This is a genomic window from Pedobacter sp. NO84 (assembly GCF_059703915.1).
The window spans coordinates 3,879,792-3,905,913 of sequence record NZ_AP046575.1 but is presented as its reverse complement, the minus strand read 5'-3'; the positions used below and the strand labels follow the sequence as shown (position 1 = coordinate 3,905,913).

Sequence of the window (26,122 nt, the reverse complement as noted above, 5' to 3'; positions counted from 1 at the left end):
AAATTTATTTTATGAAAATTATAGCAACACTAAAGAATGGTATTTATAAAAATATCATTTCACCTAAAATAACATTCATGCTGGTTCTGTGCATGCTGATCTTAACACAAAACTCATGTACCAAAGAGACTTGCGCCTATGATGATGATACTTATCCACCCTCGTGTACTAAAGGCATGGACGTTGTATTCGCCATCGATTATACAGGAAGCATGGGAAGTGCCATAAACAATATTAAAAGCTCGATAGGGAGTATTGTTAATACCATTATCACAAAATCAGGAGGCAATTATAGGTTAGGCCTAACCATTTTTGATGAACAGCTCAAGGGAATATTACCTGCCTATGCAAGCCAATTGCCATACACCAGCCTACCCGCCGCAAATAAATTAACCATATCAACTGGTCCAACTACAACTCAATATTTAACTGTAATGGAAAATTTCGGTAACGCCAACACGTCCTCGTTCAGTGCCCAACTTGCTAAGTTAAATGGAGCCATGTCTATGGGCAATGGTGTAAGCCAGCCAGAACCCGGAGACTTGCTGATTGATAAAATAGTAAATTCTTCTTTTGCAGGCCCATGGCGACCAAACATTGCAAAACTGGTGATCATTATTACAGATGCCCCTGCGAGTGGTAATGACGACCTTGCTTCTGCTTTGGATGATACATTTTTAACTACTCTTGCGGGAAATGCAAACAGTGCAGGGATCCAATATATATTGATTTCGACACAAGCCACCAACAATTACGACACAAAGTTAATTGCAACCAATATTGGCGGACTAAAATTAATGTCGGCAAACTTTGCCAATATCGCACCTGATATAAGTGCAATGATCAATAACCTTTGCGACAATAATGCCAAACCTTGATGTACTAAAAGTGCCCCTTTTCGGAAAACGAAAGGGGGTTTTTACTAAACACTGACGTTTTGCCCCTTTACATCAAAGGCATCGCGCAAGCCGATAGCCAAGAGATTAAATGCGTACACTGTTAACATAATGGCCAGACCGGGTAAAACAGCTAAATAGGCAGCATCCATAATGATATAACCATAATGTTCTTTGATCATCGTGCCCCAGCTTGGCATAGGAGGTTGGGCACCAAAACCAAGAAAACTCAATCCCGTTTCCAAGAGAATGGCAGATGCAAAATTTGCAGAAGCAACAACTAAAATAGGTCCGGCAATGTTTGGCAAGATATGCTTGATAATGGTTCTGGTAGTAGAAAAACCTAAGGCCTTTGAGGCTTCAACAAATTCGACCTCCTTTAATGCCATTACTTGTCCGCGCACCAAGCGGGCCACATCAACCCAGGTAGAAAGACCCACTGCAATAAAGATTTGCCAAAATCCCTTTCCCAAAGCAAAAGAGATAGCGATAACCAATAACAATGAGGGCAAAGACCAGATCACATTCATAAACCAACTGATTCCTGCATCAACCCTGCCTCCAAAATAACCTGCAATCGCACCCAAACTTACCCCGATAAAAAGAGAAATTAACACCGCCATCAGGCCAACAGAGAGTGATACCCGTATGCCGAGAATTAGGCGGCTCAATAAATCTCTTCCGTTAATATCTGTACCTAAATAAAAAGTTTGTTTATAGATATTGTTTACCTCGAAAGCCGCTTTTCTCTGTTCTAGATCAGGTATTTGTGCACAACTTTTACATAGATCTTTTAGTGGATAAGTTGTTGCTATTGCGGTTTCATCGTCGCCGATATATTCGTTTACCAAAACTTTATCCCCCGAAAGTTGATAACCCGTAATTGGGAGGCTTATAAACTTAGCTTGTTGCCCATAGAGCATCTTTTCAAAAAGCCCAACCTGTTTTACGTTTTCCTTTTTATCGGTAATCAAAAATTCAATTGTTCTACCAGGTTTGATTTTGTTCAACTGCAGGCAATAGGTATTAGCATAGGGGGTCTGATCAGGCGTAATCAAATAGCCCAAAATTCCCATTATCATTAACAGGATAATAAAAATCAGTCCTCCAAACGCCAGCTTATTACGTTTAAATCGATTCCATATTTTCTTTGAAGGGCTATTATTCATCGTTATTTAACCATGCGACTTTTCCAATTGTACTTGCCCGAATTTCCGGCGATGCCAATATAAACGAAATATATAACATGTAACACGTTAAGTACTGGCAGCAATCCTAGTAATTTGTTTCTTTTAAAGAAGTTGGTAACACTAATTAAAAAAATGAGCTCGAAAACCAACTTGCTTCCAAGCTGAAATAATAAAAAATTTAGGCTGTTACTCTCTTTATAAAAAATGGCCAATAATGAATTGATAATGATGCTCAAGTTAAATAGCCAAATGCTTACTCCTAGAATTAAAACGGATTTATCTTTATATTTTGTGCTTTTTGAGGCCCACCTTTTACGTTGTTGAATAAACTCAGACAAGCTTGGCTTGGCATGGGTGTACACGATGGCGGCTCTACATTTTAAAAAACCTATTTTATTTTCATAAAGTGCTGCCATTTTATGAAGTAGCAGTTCATCATCGCCGGAGGCAAGATCATCGATGCCCGTAAATCCTCCTACCTCAAAAAAAGCCTCCCTCTCATACGCCAAATTTGCACCATTACAGGTACTTGGGTTATTATTGCCAATAGTTGACGCTCCCAAGCCAATCAAATAAGAAAACTCTAACGTTTGAATGCGTTCAAAAAAACTTCTTTCCTCAAAATATGCCACGGGCGATGAAATCATTTTAGACTTACTCGTTTCGTAATAGTTAACGATAGATTTGAGCCAATCCACTCCCATCCTGCAATCCCCATCGGTGGTTACAATGAGTTTTCCTTTTGATTGTTGAATTCCCGTTTGTATGGCCTTTTTCTTATATGAATTTAGTGCCAGCGATTCGTTAAGCCTGATTAATGTTATGCCCCTATCCGCATAAGAATGAATGATATCGGCTGTTGCGTCTGTAGAATGGTCGTCTATAATGATAACTTCGGTTAAACTTTTATCATAACTCTGCGCCAAGATATCTTCGATGGTTTTACCAATTTGCTCTGCTTCATTACGTGCGGCTATTAAAATGGATACGGTAGTTTTTCCAGGTTCGCCACTTAATTTATAAGGTTTGATTTTAGCCCATCCCCTAATAAAAGTGCAAACTACAAACACATAGATCAGTGCTAAAAAAACAGAAAAATAATTAATTGCGTTGACTACTTCCAAAGAAATTGAGTTTAAAAACAAAATATGAACCTAAGATAGCAGGAATTATGAGATTAATAAGCCAAATACTTGCAGTACACGCAACAACAGCCGTATTCTGATTGGTTACATGTTTAAATAATTCAACTGCGGTTACACTTCTAATTCCAATATCCAATAAATCCAATGATGGCAACGACGACTGGATAAATAGTAAGATGCTTACCAACATCAGAATGTCGAGATAATGGATATTGGGGATCAACCAAACGAACATAATGAGATACTGACTGCTAAAAACAAGATATCTTGCTAAACAGAATAGGATAATCTTTAAGAGTTCGGCTTTTTTATACTGAGCTAATATGTGGTAAAATTTCTTGTATTTCCGTGTAAATCGCATGGATAAAAGAATGCCATCCAGCCATTTGATGTTAAAGAAAAAGACGATAAAAAATAGGCAAAAGGCCGTTGCTAAGCCGCAAAGTGCTAAGAAAAAACGATAATCAATAGGTACAAACCTATAGATAAAGAAGCAAACCGCGATTGACCCAAAAACATTCGTTAACACCAACTGTCCGATGTTGCCAACCGCCATTGCAACAACGCCCACAATGCGCCTTTTTGGAGAAAGAAAAAACACTCTTCCCCCATATTCGCCTAACCTATTGGGCGTAAAAACCGCCAAGGTTAATCCGCAGAATACAGATTCTATAGCTAGCCATATACTAATAGGCTCAACTTTTCTAATCAGTTTTCGCCACTTTAACGATTCTAATCCCCAGTTAAGCAGCATTAACCCAAAAACAATCGAAAGAACTGTCCAAATTTGACCCTTAGGCATCTTATTTAACAGAGCCACAAATTTTTTCAGGTCGTTATTAGCAATTAGCTTTACATAGATAAACCAAAATGCAAAAACTACGATTGCAATCTTAATAGAGATAGAAAATATTTTTTTGTATTGCGCTGTCAACTTTTTACTTTTTGTGTGTGCAAATATGCTTAATATTGTGAGATGTTGGTTGAAAAAAAGGAACGTATAATCATGGGTATCGACCCAGGCACCGCAATTATGGGTTATGGCCTGGTTTTAGAGCATGGCACAAAGATAGAATTGGTGAGCATGGGTATCGTTAGGATGGATCATTTAGACGATCACTTTTTGAAACTTCAACGTATTTTCGAAAAAACAATCAGCTTAATTGACGAGTTTAAGCCCGATGTGCTGGCAATTGAAGCACCTTTTTATGGTAAAAACATTCAGGTGATGCTCAAATTGGGTAGGGCACAGGGCATCGCAATGGCTGCTGCCTTATCCAGAAATATTGCCGTTACAGAATACGCACCAAGAAAGATCAAACAATCCATTACCGGAAAAGGTACTGCAAGTAAAGAACAGGTGGCGGCGATGCTACAAAGACTGTTAAATTTTAAGGAAACTCCAGCATTTTTAGATGCCACTGATGGATTAGCCGTTGCCGTATGCCATGCTTTTCAGCGGACCAATACCAGTACAAGTGGTAAATCTTATTCAGGTTGGGATGCCTTTGCAAAGGATAATAAGAAAAGGGTAAAATGAGCTGAAAATGGAACGTGTGAAATGGGAGAGGGATGATGGGCAAGTGATCGAGAATTTTGAAATAGTGAGAAAGGATGGTTAATCAGTGTAAATCTCAAATCTGTGTAATCCACCGCAAAGCGAGAAAAGAGACAAGCTGAACACTCAAACAGAAAATCAACAGCCTGCTCTATTCCTCGCAATTTATTGATTAATGAGCCATCTTTCTCCTGGTAAAAAATCTGATGATTAGGAATACAGTAAATCCTACGGCAAATAACGGCCATAAAGCGGCTAGCCCTAAAAGAAACTCTTTAAAGTAAGACCATCCTGCGAAAAGGTTAAGTCTTAATCGTTGAAAAAATCCTGGGCCATAATCGCTTAAGCGATCGTTAGCAACAACTAGTGTGGCTACAGTATTGTCTTGATAAAAATCCAAAGTTATAGTGCTAAACTTTACTTTGTTATCAATATCCATATTCTCAATTTTCTTATCAATATAGTCGTCGCCCAAATACACGGCAGTTTCTACATTATTTCCTTTTCTAGTGGCAGTTTTATTGATAGTTTTTAACGCCGCTGCCCGGTTCTGGGATTTCAGCTTATTGGCTAAATACATGATGCTTTGATCATCCATTTTCATGGCTTGATTATCAACAAATACCGCCATTTTTGCTACACTATTCGTAAATTCATCCAATTTCGCTGATGGAACTTTGGCAACCAATGTACCAACCTTTCGATAAGAAGTAATTTCTTTAAGGGAGTCTAGCGTATATTTCACCTTATCGCTTTGTTGAATAACACTTTCGATTACAAATTCGGTTACCGTTCCCCCCTGAGCTTTAATAGTGGTTGATAAATTTTCTTTCGTTTGTTGTACATCCTTAACCCTAAATCGCATATCAGCGGTTTTGATAATTTTTGGAGCGGCCGTTGTATCAGAACTGGTGCTATCAGCAACAGCTTTATTTAATTCATAATCCGATGATGCATAATCTTTTCGTTCTCTGGTACAGCCGAACATTGCTAATATGATCGCGATGCAAAACAAATATTTTTTCATGGTCCGTTTTTAGGATTAATGCACAGCAACCCATTTAAGTAACCTAACATTTTACCACGTAACATAAATAATACGAAAACAAAAAAGCCTACACTAGCAATGCTAATGTAGGCCTCTACGTTATAAAATGTATATTTTACTTCGCGTCTAAAATCTTAAAAACACCTTTGCAGGCTATAAAGGCACCAATAAATAAGATTATCCAAGATGCAATTGAAAGGTAGGTAGAATCAAAAGCGAAACGTAGATAACAACCTACAATACCAATTAAAACCCCAATCAAAATTGTCGTATAAATCCCGGTTTGGTTAGCATTTCCCATGCTTTTTTCTCTGTCTTCAGATTGGCTCATCTTGTTTTATTTAATTGTTAATGCAAAAATAAGATTTATTAGCTAAATAAAGCAATAAATAAACCGGATTAATTAGTTTTTTATATACGCCATTTCTAATCCTGTAATGTTTAAATCCCGCCCCCTAGTAATCCTAATAACTTTTCAGTTTGTCTAATCTTTGTTTTGCTTTATCGGCTTCATTTAATTTATCACCTTTGTACAAGAGCTTCTCCCAATCTCCATACATCGGATTGGGCAATACAATAAATTTGGAGCCGAATAAATGTTGTAATGCATTTACCTGTTCTTTTGTGTCTTTATTTTCTCTGTAAAACACATTTGAGAAATCACTCAAATTATCGCCACAGAGCAATAAAATATTATACTTTTCCAGGATTTGTTGTCTACGAGGTTCTTTGTCAGAAGTTGTTGTTTTAAGCAGAAGATGCGCCTCATCGGCATAGGGAAATCCAAACCTTTGCAGGTTTTTTAACGTGCCCTCATGGTCTGCTTCATCCCTATTGGTAACATAGAATGTTTCTACATTTTTACTTGATGCGAATTTCAAAAAAGCAAGGGCACCAGGCACCGTATCGGCCGCTGCCAAGCTTGTCCACTTTGTCCAGTCGGCCGGCAAATAGCTCACCCCATTCTTGATTTCGTGTCCTTGGAAAGCTGAATTATCAAGGATGGTTTCATCAGCATCAACAATAACACAGTTGGGTTTAGTATTTGCCTGTTGCCACAATGCCTCTTTAAGCGATAAACGGGCAAAGTTATAGGCCTGAAATGCCAATGCTCGGTATTCGCCGCTAAATTGTTGCCACAAAACAGCGTTAGTGTAATCTCGTGCGGGGGTTAAGGCTTGAGCCGAAGCCAGCAAAGGAAATAAAGTGAATATTAAAACTATGAGTTGTTTTTTCATATAGGTATCAGTTATAATCAATCCAATAAAAGCATAATTATTTTGGATTAGCTTACAAATTAGTCATAATATTTTTGGATTAGAAGGAATAAACTTATAAAAAAACCCTCATCATTTAAGACAAGGGTTTATAGTATTAAAAGAACCAGACTCAGGACTATTAACCTAAGACTTAGGACTATCCATTAAGCGCTGCAGCTCCACTAACAATCTCTGTCAACTCTGTTGTGATTGCAGCTTGACGAGCTTGGTTGTAGGCTAATTTTAATGCTTTTAATAAATCTCCAGCATTTTCGGTTGCCTTATCCATTGATGTCATACGGGCTCCATGCTCTGATGCATGAGAATCCAACACTGCTTTATATAATTGGATCTTTATCGATTTAGGAATCAACTGCGTGATGATTTCATCTTGATTTGGCTCCAAAATATAATTGATCGTTTTCTTATTTGTTGAAACGGCTTCTTCGGTCTTCGCTAAAGGAAGCAATTGCTCAGTAGTTAAGATTTGAACGGCGGCATTTTTAAAGCGATTGTAAACTACATCAACCCTATCGAAATCGCCCTTAACAAAACCGGCCATAATCGCCTCGGTAATTTTGGTTACATTTTCGAAAGTTAATGCGGTGTACACTTCGTTGTTATTTCCAACCACTTTATAATTGCGTTTTTCGTAAAAATCCTGAGATTTTTTACCAATCGCTACGATGCTTACGTTACCGTTCTTTAATTGTTCACTATATTTTTCGGCAATTAAATTATTAGCAGATTTAATGACGTTCATGTTAAATGCACCTGCCAGACCACGGTTTGATGATACAACAATAACAAGCACTTTATGTGGCTCGCGTTCCTGAATAAAAGGAGATGAGGCACCTTCCAAACTAGCAGAAAGATTTGCTAAAATCTCTTTCAGTTTGGTAGCATACGGACGTAACTGTACAATAGCATTTGTAGCGCGCTTTAACTTGGCAGCCGAAACCATTTTCATGGCTTTGGTAATCTGCTGAGTAGACTGCACTGACGCTATACGAATTCTTACTTCTTTTAAATTTGCCATTTTCGAGTATTGCGTTGGGCGTAGGGCGTATGGCGTTTGCTCTTCAAAACGCTTAGCGCTTAACGCTCAACTAAAATTTAATATTTACCTGAAATCTCTTTTGCAATTGTTTCTAAAACTCCAGTAATTTCATCATCCAACTTACCAGCTTTTAAGGCTTTTAAAGTTTCAGGACTACGTAATTCTAAAGATTGAAGATACTCTGCCTCAAATTCTTTCACTTTATTTACAGGAACAGAACGCATCAAATTTTTAGTGCCTAAGTAAATGATCGCTACTTGTTTTTCAACAGTCATTGGCGAAAATTGTCCTTGTTTCAAAACCTCTACGTTACGTGAACCTTTATCAAGTACTGATTTAGTAGCTGCATCCAGATCAGATCCGAATTTAGAGAAAGCCTCTAATTCGCGGTATTGTGCCTGATCTAGTTTTAAAGTACCAGCTACTTTTTTCATCGATTTAATTTGTGCATTACCACCAACACGTGATACCGAGATACCTACGTTAATTGCCGGACGGATCCCTGAGTTGAACAAGTTCGACTCTAAGAAAATCTGACCATCAGTAATCGAGATTACGTTAGTTGGGATATAAGCAGAAACATCACCCGCTTGGGTCTCGATAATAGGTAAAGCAGTTAATGAGCCACCACCTTTAACGATTCCTTTTAATGATTCTGGTAAATCATTCATTGCCTGTGCAATTTCATCATTGGCATTGATTTTTGCAGCACGCTCTAATAAACGACTGTGAAGATAGAAAACGTCGCCTGGATAAGCCTCACGGCCTGGTGGGCGGCGCAATAATAAGGATACCTCACGGTAAGCTACAGCTTGTTTAGATAAATCATCATAAACAATTAGAGCGGGGCGGCCGGTATCACGGAAAAACTCACCAATTGCAGCACCTGCAAAAGGAGCATAAAACTGTAGTGGAGCAGGTTCTGCGGCAGAAGCAGCAACAACAACTGTATAGGCCATAGCACCATTTTCTTCTAAGGTACGTACAACGTTTGCTACAGTACTAGCTTTTTGACCACAAGCTACATAAATACAGAATACAGGATTACCTGCTTCGTAAAATTCTTTTTGATTGATGATGGTATCAATACAAACAGCTGTTTTACCAATCTGGCGATCACCGATTACTAACTCACGTTGTCCACGACCAATTGGAATCATACCATCAATAGCTTTGATACCCGTTTGTAAAGGCTCTGTAACAGGCTGACGGTAGATTACACCGGGAGCTTTACGCTCTAATGGCATCTCGTAGGTTTGACCTAAGATTGGACCTTTACCATCGATAGCTTCGCCAAGTGTATTCACCACACGGCCTAACATACCTTCACCTACTTTGATTGAGGCAATTTTTTTGGTACGTTTAATGGTATCGCCCTCTTTAATCTCATCTGATGGGCCTAATAAAACCACCCCTACGTTATCTTCTTCAAGATTTAAAACGATACCTTGTAATCCGTTAGCAAACTCAACTAGCTCACCACTTTGCACCTTAGTTAAGCCGTAAACACGAGCAATACCATCACCCACTTGTAAAACGGTACCAACTTCTTCCAATTCAGCTTCTGATTTAAAGCCTGACAATTGTTGTCTGATAATTGCCGAAACTTCGTCTGGTCTTACCTCTACCATAATTTCTATTTTTGTTTTTGAGCGTGGGGCGCGGAGCATGGAGCGTTTTCGATCCATTTCCAAACGCTTTCCGCGTTATGTTATGTTTACTATTTTGTTTGGCGTTGCGCCTGGAGCGATGGCGTTCTACCGCTTTACGCTTACCGCTATTCGCTTATCTATTGCGCAAATTCCTTTTTAAGTTTACTTAATCCGCCAGAAATACTAGCGTCAAATTGTTTATCACCAACTTTCAAAATAAAGCCACCAATTAGTTTTTCATTAATCTTTTCTTTAACGATAACCTCATTAGCGCCTAATTCTTTTTTAACCAAGCTTACAATTTCTTCTCTGCTTGCTTCTGTTAGTTGAATAGCTGATGTTACTTCGGCAGTTACAATTCCTTTAATAAATTGATACTGTGCAATAAACTGCTTTGCCGTTTCGAATAAAATGTTGGCTCTACCTTTACTTACTACCAGTTTAAAAAAGCTTTTTGTAATCGCGTGCACTTTGTTGCCGAAAACATCATTCAAAATTCCCGCCTTTTTATCTAAAGGAACAATGGGATTTCTTAATATTGCCTCCAATTCGCTGTTGTGACCCACAACCTGCTCAAACAAAACCATATCATTCATCATGTCCTGCAAAGCATTCTGCTCTGTAGAAAGATCGATCAATGATTTTGCGTATCTGCTTGCTGCTTTACTCGACATATATTTTGGTTTGGGGCTTTGAGCATGGGGCATGGAGCTCCCTGCTCGCCGCTCTATGCTTTTAATTTAATTCAACATCCTTTAACAAGCTGGCAACCAAATCCTGTTGTTTCGCTTTATCATCCAATTGGCTACGTAACACACGTTCGGCAATATCTAATGACAATGTAGACACTTGTCCTTTTAACTCGGCCAAGGCAGCTTTTTTCTGATTTTCGATCTCTATGCGAGCTTTTTCAATCAATTTATTGCCCTCAGTTTGAGCCGAAGTTTTAGCTTCGTTTACAATATTGTCCTTAAGTATTTTAGCTTCTTTCAAGATATCATCACGTTCTGCACGAGCTTGTTTCATCAATTCCTCATTTTGAGAAGTTAAACGGGCCATTTCTTGTTTAGCCAACTCTGCTTTGTTTAAAGCCTCGTCAATAAATTGTTCACGCTCTTTAATAGCAGCCAAAACAGGTTTCCAAGCAAATTTGCCCAAAACAAGCATTAGCAATAAAAATGCTATGGTTTGAAAAACGACTAAGCCAACTTCAGGTATTAATAAATCCATCTCAGTATATATTATAATTTTTTAAACTCATTTAAGAAATAAGTTCCTTGCAAAACAACCTTTTGCAAGGAACTTAAATGGGTGTTACATTAAAGCAACAACAACCGCAAATAACGCAACCGCCTCAACAAAGGCAGCAGCAATTAACATTGCAGTTTGAATTTTTGATGTAGCCTCTGGCTGACGAGCAATACCTTCCATTGCAGATCCACCAATTTTACCGATACCGATACCAGCACCGATAGCCGCTAATCCTGCACCTACTGCAGCAATACTTCCTGTAATCATGATTTTATATATTAAGTGTTAAATTATTAATTATTAGTGGTGTTCTTCTACCGCCATACCAATAAATAGGGCAGATAGAATGGTAAAAATAAACGCCTGTATAAATGCAACCATCAATTCAATTGCGCCAATAAACATAGCAAACGGAATAGATGCAGCAGAAACCCAATAGCTATTGAAAACAAATATCAAGCAGATTAATGAAAGCATTAAAATGTGTCCTGCAGTAATGTTTGCGAACAATCGAATCATTAATGCAATTGGTTTGGTGAAAATACCTACAAATTCTAACGGAGCTAAAAATAGTTTGATCAATACAGGAACTCCTGGCATCCAAAAAATATGTTTCCAATAGTGTTTATTACCATTAAATATCGTGATAAAGAAGGTGGCCAACGCCATAACCATAGTTACCGCAATGTTTCCTGTTAAGTTTGCCCCACCCGGAAGGAAAGGTACAAGGCCTAGCATATTATTAAACCATATAAAGAAAAATACAGTTAATAGATAGGGCATAAACCGCTCATGCTTGTGCCCTAAATTTGGCTTAGCAATATCATCGCGAACAAAAAGTATAACGGGTTCTAACCAAGATTGTAAACCCCGTGGAGATTTGCCCTTACGTTTTTTGTAGCTATTAGCCACATTTAAAAACACAACGAGCAAAAGAATAACCGAGATAAGTAAAGTACAGGTATTTTTAGTCAGCGAAAAATCAAGTGGTCTTTTGTTTTCAGCATGATGCGCAGCATTTAAATCTACATACTGTCCTTCATGATTTGCGGTAGCTGAAGCATAATAAATTTTTTCGTGTAATTTCACAAAACGTTGCCCACCTCTTTCAACCACTACCTTTGCATCATCGTCATGATTGAAATCACTGCTATTAAAAGTTATGATCTTACCATTAGCATATAACATAATCGGCAAGCCAATATAAGTCTCTCCGATTACATGCCAACTATGAGAATCCGCAATGTGGTGTAAGGCAAATTTTCCTATTTCGAATTTCTTTTCTTTACTAGCCTCATCTGCATGTTTTTCTACCGTTTGCAAGGTATCAACTTGCGCATTTGCTGAAATTGAAACTGACAAAAACACAGAAAAAAGCGCAAAAACAACAATTAATCTAATAAACCTAAACTCAAAAACGTGGCTACAATCCATATATTAGCAGATTTTACTATTTATTTTGGTCGCGCAAGTTACACAAGATAGCGAATATTTCAAAGCGTATTATTAAATAAAAATCTATAAAGTTGACTAAGTTCTTTTTGATCAAAAAAAAGCAGGTTATTTTAAATTTTTAATTAAAAAATAAACCTCAAAAACAGTAAAACCTACATATAAAAAAAAGAAATTTAATATAAAAGCGATATCCTTTCCCGTATGTCGTAAACTATAAACTAAAACGAAGATCAAGCAGAAAAGAAGTTTCAATGTTATTGAACCCATAATTGCTAAAATCCCTCCATCTACATTTCTTTTGATACCCAAATAAGCTACAAGGTAGGCTATAAAGGTTAGTCCTCCTATAAAGAGAAAAATCAACCAAAAATCATGAGCTAAAATCTTTGGCGAAAAATAGGGCAAAAGTATTGCAATTCCAGCTAATAAAATTGAATATCCTAAATAATATAAAATGAAGCGCGATAAACCCAATGTTCTAATAATTTTCCAAAGGTAATAAACGGGGATAGATATTTAAAGTCTTAATCAGCACCTCATAGCCTTAATTTAATTGCCTTTTTTAGTCAAGGATCTAACTATCATAAATAAAGAGATTAACGTTCCCAATACACCCAAAACTGCGGTATAAATTAATTTATGATGGGAGCTATTTTCATCGATTTTGTATCCAATAAATGCAAACAATCCAATAGTTGCCAACATCTGAAATGCCATCCCGCTGTATTTAGCGAAATTATTTACATTCTTGTTGTTTTGGTCGTCTTCAGAATTAATCATAAATGAATAGTTAAAATAAAAATATACCGTAAATAGTAAGAATTTATTGCCGAATAAAATATTTTTGCATACATTTTGTTATATTGTAGGTAGTACTCAATTCTAAAATTCTTGAGCAATAACATCAAACTTAGTATAAAAATCCTTTTCACTTGCTTAAGCGCCCTTCTATTTTATGGTTGCTCTACGCAAAAGGATAACGCCTCAAACAGGAGTCTGCAAAACCTTTCTGCCCGTTATAACTTAATATATAACTCAAATGTTTTGTTAACTGCTTATCAGGAAGAACTTGCACTAAGCAATAAGGATAATTACGATAATTTTTTAGATGTTTACCTTGCTCCACCAGCAGTTGATAACCTATCTTCAACTAACGCATCAGTAAATGCTAAACTGCTGGATGAAATTGCGCAAAAGGCCCAAACCATCATCTCAGAAAAAGGACTTAGCAATTATGTGGGCGACGCCTATCTTCTCCTGGCAAAAACCAATTTTTACAAAGGCAGCTACTTTACCGCTGCGGCCTACTTTGATTATACCGCTAAAGCCTATCCAACCGAGAGTGATATTTTTCTGAATGCCACAACCTGGAAAGCCCGGAGCTTAATGCAGCTCAACGAATTTAAACAGGCTGATGCCATTTTAGATACAGTAAGCAAATTCCTGGATTTAGGTAAAAAGGTAAAAGCCGAATCCTTCGCCACTTTGGCACAAATGAGTATCTACAAAAAGGATTTCAAAAAAGCTATAGGATATCTCGAGCTAGCCATAAAAGAAAGCAACAAAGCCCAGCAAAAAATAAGGTGGTCGTATATTTTAGCGCAATTGTATGAAAATGATAAACAATATGAGGCGAGCTTAGAAAATTATACAAAAGTAGAGAAGAGTAATGCTCCATTTGAAATGTATTTCAACGCAAGGCTAAGCAAGATCCGAATTAATGACGCGTTAACCAACAAAATTTCTGATCGGAAGGAACAATTGTTGAAACTCTTAAAAGATGATAAGAATCTTGATTATAATGATCAGATCTATTACGAAGTTGCTGAAGACTATTTAGCGCATCAGGATTATAGCCAGGCCGAAGTATATTACAAACTTTCTTCCCAAAAAAGTCTCCTAAACCCCTATCAAAAAGGACTTTCCTACCTAAGATTGGCCGATCTTAACTTTAAAAATTTAGGCAATTATGTAAACGCTAAACTATATTACGATAGCGCTGCGGCTACGCTTCCAAAAACCTATCCTGGCTATGAGGCCATCGTTAAAAAGGCCGAGAATTTAGAATATTTAACCCAGCGCTATCAATTAATTTCCAAGCAGGATACCTTACAGGCCATTGCGTTATTGCCGCAACAGACCAGGGAAATGAGGTTAGAAGAAATGTTCACGGAAAAAGTAGCTGCTGCACCTATTAGTACGCCCGGTACCAACCTTCCAACCGTTAACAACAATCAGCTCAAAACTCAAACCAGCGGTACGTTTTATTTTAGTAACCAAAGTGCCATTTCAAGAGGGTTTACGGACTTCAAGAAGAGATGGGGAAATCGACCTTATGGCGATAATTGGAGACAGAGCGTAAAGTCTTCTGCACAGGTTAATCAGCAAAACCAAACCAACGTCATTACTAACGGTAATGCAATAACAACAACAGCACAAAATACCATAAATGCAAACAAAGCTAGTCAAATAGCCGAATATACCGCTCAATTGCCTTTAACGGCTGAGCAATTAAGCCGCTCCGATCAGCAGATTATCGACGCCTATTTTGAAATTGGAAATTTCTATCAGCAGGTGCTTGAAGATCATCAGGAAGCTGTAAAAGTATATGAAACCGTATTGAAACGTTACCCTAAAAACAATCGCTTAGATGCGATGTATTATAGCCTGTACTTAGGGTATGCTCAAACTGATAAGGTAAAGTCTGAAAACTATAGAAGGTTGGTTTTAACTGATTTTCCGACTTCGATATATGCCAAAACCATTTTAGACCCTAATTTTTCTGCCAAACAAAATGCTATCGACCTCATCGTTAACACCAATTATAATACTGTCTTTCATACTTATGAGAAAAAGGATTTTAATGGGGTAATTTCGAGTGTAAATGAGGCCAATAACCGCTATCCGGGAAATAACCTACAGGCACAGTACGATTATTTAAAAGCGATCGCCATTGGTAGAACCCAGCCTGTAGATAGTTTGCTAACAGCTTTTAACAAGATACTTGTCCAATATCCAAACGACAATTTAATTAATCCGCTCGTTAAAGATCATCTTGTATACATTAATGCAAATTTGGCGGCCTTTAAAGCAAGAAAAATCGCATTGGTAGACTTCGATCCTACCGAGCCCCGTTTTATTGCCCAGCAGGATATTCCAGTAGCTCAAAAACAGGAGCCTCAAAAAGTTAACCCTACGATTGTTACGCAAAAAGCCGTAGTACCTAATTCAACGGCAACCAATCCTGCAGCTCCTATTGTTCCATCTACCCAAAATCAGCCGGGCGCTAAAACCGATCCAATGGGTAAGGCAACAGCCGATAACTTATTTAATAAATTAGAATCAAAAAATTATCTCTATGTGATCAGCGTTTCGGACGTCACCTTAAGCGTAAGTTCATCACGTTTTGGAGTTGGACAGTTTAATCGTGGCAACTACTCTGGATCCGGCCTAAAACATCAATTGTACGAACTTGAAGAAGATCAGCTTATTTTTGTAGGTAATTTTGCAACCTTGCCAGACGTTAAAACATATGCTGATGGCATTACACCACAGCTGCCCCGCATCATGAAAGTTCCTGCTGGGGTATACAAAAGTTTTTATATCAGTCAGGAAAACTTTGATAAGATAAAGAATAGAGAAACACTGAATAAATATATCGAGTTTTTTAAGAATAATTATTGATACAAATGAACAAGTCCCTCACAAAAGAAGATATTAAAAGATATAACCGTAGGCTTTGGAAAGTGCTATTGGGCAGTATGCTGTTGTTTGCCTTGTTTATTGTTTCGATAGGTTTTGGTCTCTTTGGCGAAATACCATCTTTTAGGGCAATAGAACATCCAAAAAGCAATGAAGCCACAGAGATACTTTCGGAAGATGGAAAGGTGATCGGTACTTATTTTGTTAAAAACCGTTCAAACGTTAATTACAGCGAAATTTCTCCCAATGTTATTAATGCCCTTATTGCGACAGAAGATATCCGCTATCGCTCCCATTCTGGCATCGATTTTAAAAGGACCTTTACCATTTTCTTGTATGCGATGACCGGCAAAAAACAGGGCGGAAGTACCATCACACAACAATTAGCCCTTAATCTCTTCTCTGAAGAAGGAAGGCAGAAGAATGTTTTTAAAAGGATTATACAAAAATTCCAGGAATGGGTAATCGCCGTTAAACTCGAACGAAATTATACCAAGGAAGAAATCATCACTATGTATTTAAATACGGTAGATTTTGGCAATCAGGCCTTTGGGATCAAATCTGCTGCCCGTGTTTATTTTAATACTACCCCTGATAAGTTAACTGTTCCGCAAGCTGCTGTTTTGGTGGGTATCCAAAGAGGGATTACCCGTTATTCGCCTACTAAAAATCCAAGTAGGGCTTTAACCAGACGAAATACGGTAATGGCATTAATGGTTAAATCAGAATTTCTTACCCAAGAAGAATTTGATAACGTAAAAGATAAACCTCTCGATCTACATTTTAATGCCGCAACAACAAATGATGGAATTGCCCCTTATTTTAGGTCGGTGCTAAAATCCGAAGTTAAAAAAATCCTTGAAGAAAGATCAATTACAAAAAATGGAGTGCCCTATGATTTGGATAGGGATGGCCTTAAAATCACCACTACCATAAACTATGATATGCAGGTTTATGCCGAGGAAGCCCAAAAAGAATACATGAAAACCCTACAACAGCAATTTACCAACAGTTGGAAAGGACGCAACCCATTTAAAGGGATGGAGCTGCAGATTGATCAGGGGATCAAACGGTCAGATCGTTATAAAGCGCTAAAAGCAGAAGGTAAGTCTGAAGAAGAAATCAAAGAAAACTTTAACACCCCTGATCAGCTTACGATATTTACATGGAAGGGGAATATCGACACCCTAATGAAACCATTAGATTCGGTTAAGTATTACAAATTATTATTACGCAATGCGATGATGGCCATGGATCCAAAAACAGGGTATATCAAAGCTTGGGTGGGTGGAATAAATTTTGAGCATTTTAAATACGACCAAGTAAAAATGGGTACCCGCCAAGTAGGATCAACCGCCAAGCCCTTTACTTATGCCGTAGCTATAGAAAATGGCTATTCTCCTTGTTATTCTGTAGATAACGTTCCCATTACTATACAATCGCCAGGTAGTCCTGATTGGACTCCTCGTTCTTCAGGAACCCTCCCCGGAAAAATAACCCTTCAAAAGGCTTTAGCTTACTCGCAGAACTATGTAGCTGCCTATTTGATGCAACAGGTAGGACCAACTGCAGTAGCTACTGAAATTAAAAAACTGGGAATAACCACTGAAGTGCCCATCGTGCCATCTATCTGCTTAGGCTCTTTTGATGCCTCAATTTACGATATGGTAGGTGCTTATGGTGCTTTTGCAAATAAAGGCGCTTGGATCCAGCCTACCTACATTCTTAAAATCGAAGATAAAAATGGGGTAGTATTGTTCGACAGTAAACCTGCGATTAAAGTAGTAATGAACGAAGAGATCGCCTATGTAATGACCCGAATGCTAAGAGGCGTTGTAGTTAACGGTACAGGTTCTAGATTGAGCTATAAATATAAAGTAACTGCGCCAATCGGCGGAAAAACGGGAACAACATCTAACAATTCTGATGGCTGGTTTATGGCCATTACGCCGGATTTAGTGGCTGGTGTATGGACGGGCTGTGAAGATAGGGCATTCCATTTTACAAGTACCAGAGACGGTGAAGGCGCAAATTCGGCACTGCCTATATACGCCCTATTTATGCGAAGGGTTTATGCGAATTCGAACCTTAAAATAGGTAAAGCGGATTTTGAGGCTCCTAAAAATGGGGTCAGCATTGTGTACGATTGTAATCAATACCAACCACAAGAGGCAGGCACCACAGAGCTTGATAAAAAACTGGGATTTTAATAATCTGCGTAATCATTTCTAATCGGTGAAATCAGTATTTGATCATAAAAAGGCATTGGCCGATATTCCACATAAGCCTGGCGTTTACCAGTATTATGATGTGGAAGACACGCTTATCTATATCGGCAAGGCCAAAGATCTGCGCAATCGCGTGGGCTCTTATTTTGTACAGGATAAACAGGTAAACGGTAAGACCCGGATGCTTGTTTCAAAGATACGTCGCATTAGTTTTACCATTGTTGATACTGAAATTGATGCCTGGCTCTTAGAGAATAACCTGATAAAAAAACATCAGCCACGATATAATATCAGTTTAAAAGATGATAAGACCTATCCTTGGATCATCATCAAAAAAGAAGCTTTCCCCCGTATTTATTGGACACGTAATCCTATAAAAGATGGTTCGACCTATTTGGGGCCGTATGCCTCTGTTGGGATGATGCACACCATTTTAGATCTTATAAAAGAAACGTACACCCTTCGCACCTGCAATTTGCCCTTAACCCCACAAAATATAGCAGAAGGTAAATTTAAGGTCTGCCTAGAATTTCAGATCGGAAACTGCAAAGGTCCTTGCCAAAATTATCAGAGCAAGGAAGATTACGATCAAAATATCGAGGAAATCCGCGAAATATTAAACGGTAAGGTGAGTAGCGTAATCAAAGCGGTAAAACAGGTGGTACAAAAGGCTTCTGAAGAACTAAACTTTGAGCTTGCGCACAGCTATCAACGTAAATTGGGGATCCTCGAAAAATACCAAAGCAAATCTACCGTTGTTAATAGCGCTATTACCAATATTGATGTAGTTAGCATTGCAGCTGATGAGCGCTATGCCTTTGTGAATTACCTAAAGGTGATGAACGGAAGTATTATCCAAACACAGACCATCGAGATCAAAAAGCGATTAGACGAAACGGATGAAGAGCTGTTGACACTAGCAATAACCGAGTTTAGAACCAAATTTAGTAGTACCTCTAAAGAAATTATTGTTCCTTTTTCGATCCCGCTAGTTGATCAAAATTTGAAATTTACCGTACCTAAGCTAGGCGAAAAGAAAAAGTTGCTCGAGCTATCTGAAAAAAACGTGTTATTCTTCAAAAGGGAAAAACTTAACCAATACGAAAAACTAAATCCCGATCTAAGAACAGAGCGCATTTTAACCCAGATGCAAAAAGACTTACGGTTAACCCAACTTCCGCATCATATCGAGTGTTTTGATAATTCTAACTTTCAAGGAAAATATCCGGTGTCAGCAATTGTAGTATTTAAGGACGCCAAGCCAAGCAAAAAAGACTATCGCCACTTTAATGTGAAAACAGTTGAAGGCCCGAATGATTTTGCTACTATGGAGGAAGCAGTGTATAGGCGCTACAAAAGGATGTTGGAGGAAGGAGGCTCATTGCCGCAACTCATTATTATTGATGGTGGTAAAGGACAGCTGTCCTCAGCAGTGAGCAGTCTAAAGAAATTGGATATCGATAAAAAAGTTACGGTTATTGGTATTGCAAAGCGATTGGAAGAGCTGTATTATCCCGAAGATAGTTTCCCCCTATATTTGGATAAGAAATCGGAGACCTTAAAAATTATCCAACAGCTTCGTGATGAGGCGCATCGATTTGGGATCACCTTCCACCGCAAAAAACGCGATCAAGGCACCCTTAAAACCGAGCTGTCCATTATTCCGGGTATAGGCAAAACTACTGCAGATAAGTTGCTGGTTAGATTTAAATCTGTTAAAAAAATCAGAGAAGCAACTGAAGAGGAACTGATGCAATTGCTAAATAAAAAACAACTGCTTGCACTTAACACTTATTTTAACCCCCAATCTTCTGAAGGTGGCTTGCCTAGCGCTTAATTACCAAAAACTGAGGCTATAAAAAAGCCCCGATTAAATCGAGGCTTAAATGCATTAAACTAAGGCCTCCTTCAGGTCCTGCCTGGAACCTATGATAGAGTTAGGACTAGGTCGTCAATACTCCCAGAGCCCCTGCTCAAAATCAGCCATTGCTTTTTTATACCTTTCTGATTCGAGCAATCGATCTTTTGAATTAAATAAAATATCCTCAATTCTATTATCAGCAGAGTTAGACACCTTTGTGATGTTGCTATAGAATAATCTTCGTACAAAAACATCATCAAAGTTAATTCCCGAATTATCATTCTGGTTATTTGAAATCTTGTGTTTTACCAAGATCTCTCTCAGGTCTTCAAAGTTGATCCATCCAGCCAGAAATTTAACCGTATCAGCTCTAACTTTACCCGTAACAGGATCTGGAACCGGATTACCATTGTTATCAACTGCTTGTTTTACATCAATCCTAACTGGAGCGATGCCGATAATCCGAGGTTCAAAAATTCCTCTTTTAATATCTAAGATCCAATCTTCCTTAATCCTTAAAGCAACAAAGCTGGCTACAAAAAATTCGTTGTTAGCTCTATTTACTTCATTAGTGCTTGGGTTAACGCCCAAAAAAGCAGTATCAGCTACAGAGCTACTCGTTACTTTTGGATTGTTTCCTTTTTTTGCACTCAAAGGATCAACGCTCCAATCCTCAACATTACTAGGATAAAGATCCAATTCTCCATTACTAATGGCATCGTAAACAATCCCTATCAAATTAACTTTGGGTGAAGCCAATATAGCATTACCACGATCACGTAAGTCTATTTCGCGCCATACCCTTTTGGTATAAACAACATCTTCACGGGCAACCTTTGCATAAGGAACTACGGTATCCGCTTCGGTTACTTCATTAAAGATAAAGCCATCTTGTTTGGGCACTTTTTTCTTTGGCACAACTTTCTTATCAACTGTTCCAGCCGAATTAGATTGATTTTGTGCAAATGCAAAAACCGTTATCAAAAGAAAAAAAGAAAGGAAAAACGTTTTTTTCATCATATTTTAATTTACGGTAAATACCATCGAGTTTAACGTTACTGTTCGTCCATCGGGCATTCCCGCCTGAACTCCTTCTATATAAACCCTCGAGTTAAATGGAAGAGCAGATAGTACTGCCTTAGCCTGAGAACTAAAGGTATCACCAGAACAAAAGAATTGTTGAGGGTCTTGGCGTGGTCTGATTACAACCACAGTAAATTTAGTTACTCTTACTTTAATATCAAATTCGAAATTTTCTAAAGCGGCCGTAACCTGGTTTTCAGTCGCCATTTTATTACCTGAGATGATCCCACCCATTCTACCTGCAAACTTAGCGGTTGGATTTGGGATCTGCTTTACTCTAAATACGTTGCTACCTAAACCTAACGTTTTACCTTCGTTGGTTGCGGAAACGTTTATGGTAACCGTTTGGCCAATCTGACTTGCCGGTACATTGATCATGAATTTCCCTGAACCGCCAGACATTGATCCGGCAGAAATAGATGCTCTTACGCTTTCTAATGGGAAGCCTGGTGCCGAAATAGAGAACGGATTAGGTATACCCGCATAAATTACATTCAAATTAGTTGAAGACACCGTTGCAGAGGGTTTCGCAACTTGGTATGTTATTTCAGGCGTCTTGTAGTCTTTAAAACTACCGTCGGTTTGCTTTACACGTACTGTCCCTGTCCATTTAAATACACCCACAGATCCTGTTCCACCTGTATAGGTACCCACCCCTTCTTTGATAGGTAATGAACTTCCATTTACGGTAATGATAGGATTAGATTTAGAATCGCTTGCGGTTAGGAATACTTCAGCTTTATAAGGTTGCCCTTGGATCACATAACTACTCGAAGGAACTGCAACTGCATTAAACCTGTCTAACGTAACTTGCGTATTGCTCATTTGGCTAAATAGCTTTTTAATTACTTCAGCTTCTGCGTTCTGTAAATCTGCTTGAATTTTAGTTAAAATTGTATTCGCAGCCGTTAATGGATTTCCTTCTCCAAAATTAACATCCTCCCATTTGGTTTTTCCATTTACAGGTTGTTTAGGGTCAATCGCTTGCAAGTTAAAGGATACACTGGCATTTGGTCCAAGTAGAGAAATCAATTTTTTTCTGGTCTCATTAATTTTAGCCTTTAGCTTTTCCCCCTCTTTACCATTAATCATGATTTCTTGAGCGATATCGGTATTTTCTCTAAGCGTGAAATCTCCAGTCTCAGGATTAATACCTCCTCCTTTAGTCTTAAATTCTTCTTTCAGTCTTAAAATATCTTTTTCAAGATCATCGGCATACGCTTTAGCCAAGTTTGCTTTATCCCAAAGTGGTTTAGCACGTTCGGGTTTATTTTTTAGTTCGGTATTCTCAAAAGCGTCAAATAATTGTGCGATATTGGTACTTACATTCGCCCTCGTCGCATCCAAGCTATCGTTAATGTTCTTAAACGCATTTAACAATGTATCTGAAACGTTTAAGGCAAGCATAGCAAGCAATACGAGATACATCATATTGATCATCTTCTGCCTTGTTGTTTCTTTTCCTCCAGCCATGTTTAATTAGATTTTGTTTAACTAAATAAATTGTTTGAACTAATTAAATACGTGGTTGATTCATAGCGGTTAACATATTGCCATAAATTGCATTAAGCGATGCCAAGTTTTTGGCCAATTTACCCACTTCTTCTTTAAACTGTTTAGAATCTTCCATTGATTCGTTGAAGTTCCCCATCGTTAACGATAAATTCTGATAGAATTTATTCATTGATTTTAAGTGGGCGCTAGAATCCTGTAATTCTAATTCGTAAACAGCATTTAAGGCCGATAAATTTTTCGCTAAATTATTTACTTGATCATGATAAGCTTGTGTATCAACTTTACTTTCGCCCATTTCAACTAAATTGGCAGTAGCTTTACCGAAAGCGTTGCTCAAATCATCAAAACTAGAAGAAGCTGTTTTTACTTTTCCTGTAAACTCGGTTGTTGCAAGCGCAGCATCACTCACATTAGAAATTGTAGACACTTTATCGCCAAAGGTACGGAGACCAGTACCTAAACTTTCGATCAAGTCTGGACCAATCTTAGCATCTTCCAACATTTTATCCAGCGCAGCTGAAGAAGAAAAATTACCGCTACTAATTGGCCTCGCCGAAGCTTTTGGCAGCTCACCCGCAAAACCATCGTTAAGCTCTGGGTACACTCTCTCCCATGGCAATTCTGGCTCCGGCGGAAAAAAAGCCGTTACAGCAAATAAAATGGCCTCGGTTACTAGTCCCACACTAATAATATAATTTGCCCATACACCACCGAAGTGAATGATTTTTGCCAATGCTCCTAGGATTACCACACTTGCTCCTAACGAGATAGCGACATGTAACCATCCTGGTTGTCCTTTACCTTTTGCTGCCATAATCTTTTTAAAATTTTGTTCTTGTTTTAGTTAAGTTGATGATTGATTTTAATTTAATGCGTTACCTGGGAAATCGGAAACGCAGCGGAACCCAATATAAGATCTTGCCTTATCTTGGTATTCATAAGTGCCTACAGAGTTTTGCAAAAAGAAGCCCATGTCTTTCCATGAACCACCTCTAACTACTTTGGCTCCCTTGGCAATATTGGTATAATTTGGACTAAAGTCTGAAAGTAAGCTGGTGGCAGACCGGTTATATGCGGTAACCGTCCATTCGGAAACGTTGCCCGCCATGTTATACAAACCATAATCATTTGGAAGATAGGCTCTAGCGTCAACGGTATATAAACCACCATCATCCGTATAATTACCTCTTCCTACCTTAAAGTTCGCCTGTAAGCAACCTTTTGTATTTTTGATATACGGACCTCCCCATGGGTATTTGGTTTGCGTTCTTCCGCCCCTGGCAGCATATTCGAACTCTTGATCTGTAGGTAGCCTGTATTTTAACCTGCTATTAACAGGGATTTTTCTTGATGCTGCAACATTGCTGTATAATCGGGTTCTCCAGTTACAAAATGCTGTAGCCTGATCCCAGGTAACGCCTACAACAGGATAACGATCATAAGAGGGGTGATTAAAATAAGCTTCTACCATCGGATCATTTTGTGCGTAAGCGAAATCTAGTTTCCAAACCAAGGTATCTGGATAAACACTTACAGAAGGATGCTCATTCGCTTTACCAGGAGTTGGATTATCAGTATAAGTTTGGATAAAATCCTGTCTGCTTTTGCTAGGATCATTTCTGCCCGCAGCTTCTAGATCATGATCTAAATAGCTATAAGCGTACCTCATCTTTCTCACATCAAATTCTGTTCTACCTGGCAATGCATCATTACCTGAATAGTACATGTTCTGTAATCTAGCTTTATACGCACTATTTTTGCCCCAAAGTACATTTGTCTTTCTTAATGCTCTCCAATTAATGTCTTGTTGCCCTGTTGGAGAACCACCGTTTGCCGCAACCGCAGGGGGGACAGGCTTATAAAGTGCAGGTGCACCAGATGGGCCCAAAGATGATACAGCGATCGAATCTCTAACCCAATTTACAAATTGCCTGTATTCAGCATTTGTAATCTCGGTTTGATCCATATAAAATGCTGGAAAAGAAGTCATTCTGCTAGTATTAGCCTGATAGAAGCTAATATCCTCATCTGTCATTCCAATTAGAGTTCTACCTGGCGGAATAAAAACCATGCCCAGCGGGATGGTCTTATTCTTGAACTTTCTATTGTAAGCACCTACGAGCTCTCCTTGCTGGCCTTTTGAGCAGCTTGCTAAGAACCCACAAATGATGAAAAAACTAAATAGGTATATTTTTCTCATAAAATTAGTTGAAGGAGACGGTAATATTTCTATAGCAATTTTATCGAATATCCTTGACATAAACAATTATTTGCCTAAATAAATGCATAACAATTTAAAGTTAAACTCCTTACGGGTTTCCTTTTAACCTACAATAACGGAAGATAATCTAGCTATAATTTTTTGCAATTACGTAAAAATTAAGTCTTTGGTTGGCTTGTTTTTATTAAATATTGAGTCTTAACGATAAAAAATATAAAAAATTACTTGTTCGATTTCTTTATATAATTTTCAATCGCCATAATCATGGATGGCGCCTCCGGACTAGGGGCTGCAATATCTACAATCTGACCGGCGTCAGTTGCTGCTTTATTTGTATTTGACCCAAATGCAGCAATTCTAGTATTGTTCTGTTTAAAGTCTGGAAAATTAATATACAAAGATTGAATACTTGAGGGACTAAAAAACGCAATAACATCATAAAACACTTCGGCAAGATCTGATAAATCGCTCACTACGGTTCTAAAAAGTACAGCCGGAGTAAAATCATAACCATTTTTCTGCAAGAAATTCATAGTGTCTTCTGTGGCAACATCAGAACAAGGATACAAAAATTTCTCTCCCGCATGTTTCTTCAGCACCTCTGCCAAATCTGATGCAGTTTGTTTGCCAAAGAAAATTTTACGCTTTCTGTATTGGATGTACTTCTGAAGATATAAAGCGGTTGATTCTGAAATGCAAAAATATTTAAGATCGGCAGGCACATCGTACCTCATTTCTTCGCAGATTCTAAAAAAGTGATCTACAGCATTACGACTCGTAAAAACAACTGCAGTGAAGTCTACCAAGTTAATCTTGTCTTTCCTAAAATCTCTGGCCGGAACGCCTTCAACATGAATAAACGATCTGAAATCGATTTTCAAATTAAATTTTTTAGCCAAATCAAAATAAGGTGATTTCTCTGTTTCGGGCTTTGGTAAAGTGATCAGTATACTTTTTACTTTACGTAATCTATCTTCGTTCTTTTCCTGCATGTTAAG

At 38.1% G+C, this 26,122-nt stretch carries 23 protein-coding genes; 5 read left to right on the top strand and 18 right to left on the bottom strand.

Annotated elements, in window-relative coordinates:
- Positions 1-11 precede the first annotated feature (11 nt).
- Positions 12-878, top strand: a complete 867-nt coding sequence (locus AC6H0V_RS17245; RefSeq protein WP_497561444.1) for a vWA domain-containing protein — start codon at positions 12-14, stop codon at positions 876-878.
- A gap of 44 nt (positions 879-922) precedes the next feature.
- Here the strand turns inward: AC6H0V_RS17245 and AC6H0V_RS17240 are convergent, their stop codons facing one another.
- Genes AC6H0V_RS17240 through AC6H0V_RS17230 form a run of 3 tightly spaced genes read right to left on the bottom strand, consistent with a single transcriptional unit; the run spans position 923 to position 4,165 of the window.
- The gene (locus AC6H0V_RS17240) at positions 923-2,071 is read right to left on the bottom strand and encodes an ABC transporter permease (RefSeq protein WP_497563393.1); all 1,149 of its coding nucleotides are present in this window, start codon (positions 2,069-2,071) and stop codon (positions 923-925) included.
- Complete coding sequence (locus AC6H0V_RS17235; RefSeq protein WP_497561443.1) at positions 2,068-3,210, bottom strand: glycosyltransferase family 2 protein; 1,143 nt, start codon at positions 3,208-3,210, stop codon at positions 2,068-2,070. Before AC6H0V_RS17235 ends, AC6H0V_RS17240 begins: the two co-directional genes overlap by 4 nt.
- Complete coding sequence (locus AC6H0V_RS17230; protein ID WP_497561442.1) at positions 3,188-4,165, bottom strand: hypothetical protein; 978 nt, start codon at positions 4,163-4,165, stop codon at positions 3,188-3,190. The genes AC6H0V_RS17235 and AC6H0V_RS17230 overlap by 23 nt, the downstream gene beginning before the upstream one ends.
- A gap of 42 nt (positions 4,166-4,207) precedes the next feature.
- Here AC6H0V_RS17230 and ruvC point away from each other — a divergent pair, with 42 nt between their 5' ends.
- On the top strand, positions 4,208-4,771 hold the full coding sequence (ruvC, locus tag AC6H0V_RS17225; protein ID WP_497561441.1) for a crossover junction endodeoxyribonuclease RuvC: 564 nt from the start codon (positions 4,208-4,210) through the stop codon (positions 4,769-4,771).
- Positions 4,772-4,961: 190 nt separating this feature from the next.
- Here ruvC and AC6H0V_RS17220 read toward each other — a convergent pair whose 3' ends face one another.
- From AC6H0V_RS17220 to AC6H0V_RS17175, 10 genes are all read right to left on the bottom strand, one after another.
- The gene (locus AC6H0V_RS17220) at positions 4,962-5,816 is read right to left on the bottom strand and encodes a DUF4349 domain-containing protein (RefSeq protein WP_497561440.1); all 855 of its coding nucleotides are present in this window, start codon (positions 5,814-5,816) and stop codon (positions 4,962-4,964) included.
- A 136-nt stretch (positions 5,817-5,952) separates the two neighbouring features.
- The gene (locus AC6H0V_RS17215) at positions 5,953-6,168 is read right to left on the bottom strand and encodes a hypothetical protein (protein WP_497561439.1); all 216 of its coding nucleotides are present in this window, start codon (positions 6,166-6,168) and stop codon (positions 5,953-5,955) included.
- Positions 6,169-6,301: 133 nt separating this feature from the next.
- Entirely contained in the window at positions 6,302-7,075 is a 774-nt protein-coding gene (locus tag AC6H0V_RS17210; protein WP_497561438.1) for a 5'-nucleotidase, lipoprotein e(P4) family, read from the bottom strand.
- Positions 7,076-7,253: 178 nt separating this feature from the next.
- Positions 7,254-8,135, bottom strand: a complete 882-nt coding sequence (atpG, locus tag AC6H0V_RS17205) for an ATP synthase F1 subunit gamma (RefSeq protein WP_497561437.1) — start codon at positions 8,133-8,135, stop codon at positions 7,254-7,256.
- A 77-nt stretch (positions 8,136-8,212) separates the two neighbouring features.
- Positions 8,213-9,787, bottom strand: coding sequence for a F0F1 ATP synthase subunit alpha (gene atpA / locus AC6H0V_RS17200; RefSeq protein WP_497561436.1), 1,575 nt, complete (start codon positions 9,785-9,787; stop codon positions 8,213-8,215).
- A gap of 158 nt (positions 9,788-9,945) precedes the next feature.
- Entirely contained in the window at positions 9,946-10,482 is a 537-nt protein-coding gene (gene atpH / locus AC6H0V_RS17195; protein WP_497561435.1) for an ATP synthase F1 subunit delta, read from the bottom strand.
- A gap of 61 nt (positions 10,483-10,543) precedes the next feature.
- Positions 10,544-11,038 (bottom strand): F0F1 ATP synthase subunit B, encoded by a 495-nt coding sequence (gene atpF / locus AC6H0V_RS17190; protein WP_497561434.1) that lies wholly within the window; start codon positions 11,036-11,038, stop codon positions 10,544-10,546.
- Positions 11,039-11,122: 84 nt separating this feature from the next.
- Positions 11,123-11,323 carry an ATP synthase F0 subunit C gene (atpE, locus tag AC6H0V_RS17185; protein WP_497563392.1) on the bottom strand — a complete coding sequence of 67 codons (201 nt, stop codon included), beginning with the start codon at positions 11,321-11,323 and terminating at the stop codon, positions 11,123-11,125.
- A gap of 36 nt (positions 11,324-11,359) precedes the next feature.
- Entirely contained in the window at positions 11,360-12,493 is a 1,134-nt protein-coding gene (gene atpB / locus AC6H0V_RS17180) for a F0F1 ATP synthase subunit A (protein WP_497561433.1), read from the bottom strand.
- A 570-nt stretch (positions 12,494-13,063) separates the two neighbouring features.
- The gene (locus AC6H0V_RS17175; RefSeq protein WP_497561432.1) at positions 13,064-13,294 is read right to left on the bottom strand and encodes an AtpZ/AtpI family protein; all 231 of its coding nucleotides are present in this window, start codon (positions 13,292-13,294) and stop codon (positions 13,064-13,066) included.
- A gap of 111 nt (positions 13,295-13,405) precedes the next feature.
- Here AC6H0V_RS17175 and porW point away from each other — a divergent pair, with 111 nt between their 5' ends.
- Genes porW through uvrC form a run of 3 tightly spaced genes read left to right on the top strand, consistent with a single transcriptional unit; the run spans position 13,406 to position 20,281 of the window.
- Positions 13,406-16,198 carry a type IX secretion system periplasmic lipoprotein PorW/SprE gene (porW, locus tag AC6H0V_RS17170; protein ID WP_497561431.1) on the top strand — a complete coding sequence of 931 codons (2,793 nt, stop codon included), beginning with the start codon at positions 13,406-13,408 and terminating at the stop codon, positions 16,196-16,198.
- Positions 16,199-16,203: 5 nt separating this feature from the next.
- Positions 16,204-18,426 (top strand): transglycosylase domain-containing protein, encoded by a 2,223-nt coding sequence (locus AC6H0V_RS17165; protein ID WP_497561430.1) that lies wholly within the window; start codon positions 16,204-16,206, stop codon positions 18,424-18,426.
- Positions 18,427-18,451: 25 nt separating this feature from the next.
- On the top strand, positions 18,452-20,281 hold the full coding sequence (gene uvrC / locus AC6H0V_RS17160) for an excinuclease ABC subunit UvrC (RefSeq protein ID WP_497561429.1): 1,830 nt from the start codon (positions 18,452-18,454) through the stop codon (positions 20,279-20,281).
- Between the two features lie 114 nt (positions 20,282-20,395).
- Here the strand turns inward: uvrC and porN are convergent, their stop codons facing one another.
- The 5 genes from porN to AC6H0V_RS17135 form a co-directional block, all read right to left on the bottom strand.
- Positions 20,396-21,325 carry a type IX secretion system ring subunit PorN/GldN gene (porN, locus tag AC6H0V_RS17155; RefSeq protein ID WP_497561428.1) on the bottom strand — a complete coding sequence of 310 codons (930 nt, stop codon included), beginning with the start codon at positions 21,323-21,325 and terminating at the stop codon, positions 20,396-20,398.
- A 3-nt stretch (positions 21,326-21,328) separates the two neighbouring features.
- On the bottom strand, positions 21,329-22,861 hold the full coding sequence (gene porM, locus AC6H0V_RS17150) for a type IX secretion system motor protein PorM/GldM (RefSeq protein ID WP_497561427.1): 1,533 nt from the start codon (positions 22,859-22,861) through the stop codon (positions 21,329-21,331).
- Between the two features lie 43 nt (positions 22,862-22,904).
- Positions 22,905-23,717, bottom strand: coding sequence for a type IX secretion system motor protein PorL/GldL (gene porL, locus AC6H0V_RS17145; RefSeq protein ID WP_497561426.1), 813 nt, complete (start codon positions 23,715-23,717; stop codon positions 22,905-22,907).
- 48 nt (positions 23,718-23,765) lie between these two features.
- Entirely contained in the window at positions 23,766-25,103 is a 1,338-nt protein-coding gene (gene porK, locus AC6H0V_RS17140; protein WP_497561425.1) for a T9SS ring complex lipoprotein PorK/GldK, read from the bottom strand.
- A gap of 242 nt (positions 25,104-25,345) precedes the next feature.
- A complete protein-coding gene (locus AC6H0V_RS17135; RefSeq protein ID WP_497561424.1) occupies positions 25,346-26,116 on the bottom strand; it encodes a uroporphyrinogen-III synthase in 771 nt (256 codons plus the stop codon).
- Positions 26,117-26,122 lie beyond the last annotated feature (6 nt).

Bases quoted from the DNA above. Each gene is read 5' to 3' on its own strand.
- AC6H0V_RS17175 (WP_497561432.1), bottom strand. From the start codon at position 13,294: ATGATTAATTCTGAAGACGACCAAAACAACAAGAATGTAAATAATTTC.
- porN (WP_497561428.1), bottom strand. From the start codon at position 21,325: ATGATGAAAAAAACGTTTTTCCTTTCTTTTTTTCTTTTGATAACGGTT.
- atpA (WP_497561436.1), bottom strand. From the start codon at position 9,787: ATGGTAGAGGTAAGACCAGACGAAGTTTCGGCAATTATCAGACAACAA.
- AC6H0V_RS17210 (WP_497561438.1), bottom strand. From the start codon at position 7,075: ATGAAAAAACAACTCATAGTTTTAATATTCACTTTATTTCCTTTGCTG.
- ruvC (WP_497561441.1), top strand. From the start codon at position 4,208: ATGTTGGTTGAAAAAAAGGAACGTATAATCATGGGTATCGACCCAGGC.
- atpG (WP_497561437.1), bottom strand. From the start codon at position 8,135: ATGGCAAATTTAAAAGAAGTAAGAATTCGTATAGCGTCAGTGCAGTCT.
- AC6H0V_RS17220 (WP_497561440.1), bottom strand. From the start codon at position 5,816: ATGAAAAAATATTTGTTTTGCATCGCGATCATATTAGCAATGTTCGGC.
- AC6H0V_RS17165 (WP_497561430.1), top strand. From the start codon at position 16,204: ATGAACAAGTCCCTCACAAAAGAAGATATTAAAAGATATAACCGTAGG.
- porK (WP_497561425.1), bottom strand. From the start codon at position 25,103: ATGAGAAAAATATACCTATTTAGTTTTTTCATCATTTGTGGGTTCTTA.
- atpH (WP_497561435.1), bottom strand. From the start codon at position 10,482: ATGTCGAGTAAAGCAGCAAGCAGATACGCAAAATCATTGATCGATCTT.
- porM (WP_497561427.1), bottom strand. From the start codon at position 22,861: ATGGCTGGAGGAAAAGAAACAACAAGGCAGAAGATGATCAATATGATG.
- atpB (WP_497561433.1), bottom strand. From the start codon at position 12,493: ATGGATTGTAGCCACGTTTTTGAGTTTAGGTTTATTAGATTAATTGTT.
- AC6H0V_RS17215 (WP_497561439.1), bottom strand. From the start codon at position 6,168: ATGAGCCAATCTGAAGACAGAGAAAAAAGCATGGGAAATGCTAACCAA.
- AC6H0V_RS17245 (WP_497561444.1), top strand. From the start codon at position 12: ATGAAAATTATAGCAACACTAAAGAATGGTATTTATAAAAATATCATT.
- atpF (WP_497561434.1), bottom strand. From the start codon at position 11,038: ATGGATTTATTAATACCTGAAGTTGGCTTAGTCGTTTTTCAAACCATA.
- porL (WP_497561426.1), bottom strand. From the start codon at position 23,717: ATGGCAGCAAAAGGTAAAGGACAACCAGGATGGTTACATGTCGCTATC.
- AC6H0V_RS17135 (WP_497561424.1), bottom strand. From the start codon at position 26,116: ATGCAGGAAAAGAACGAAGATAGATTACGTAAAGTAAAAAGTATACTG.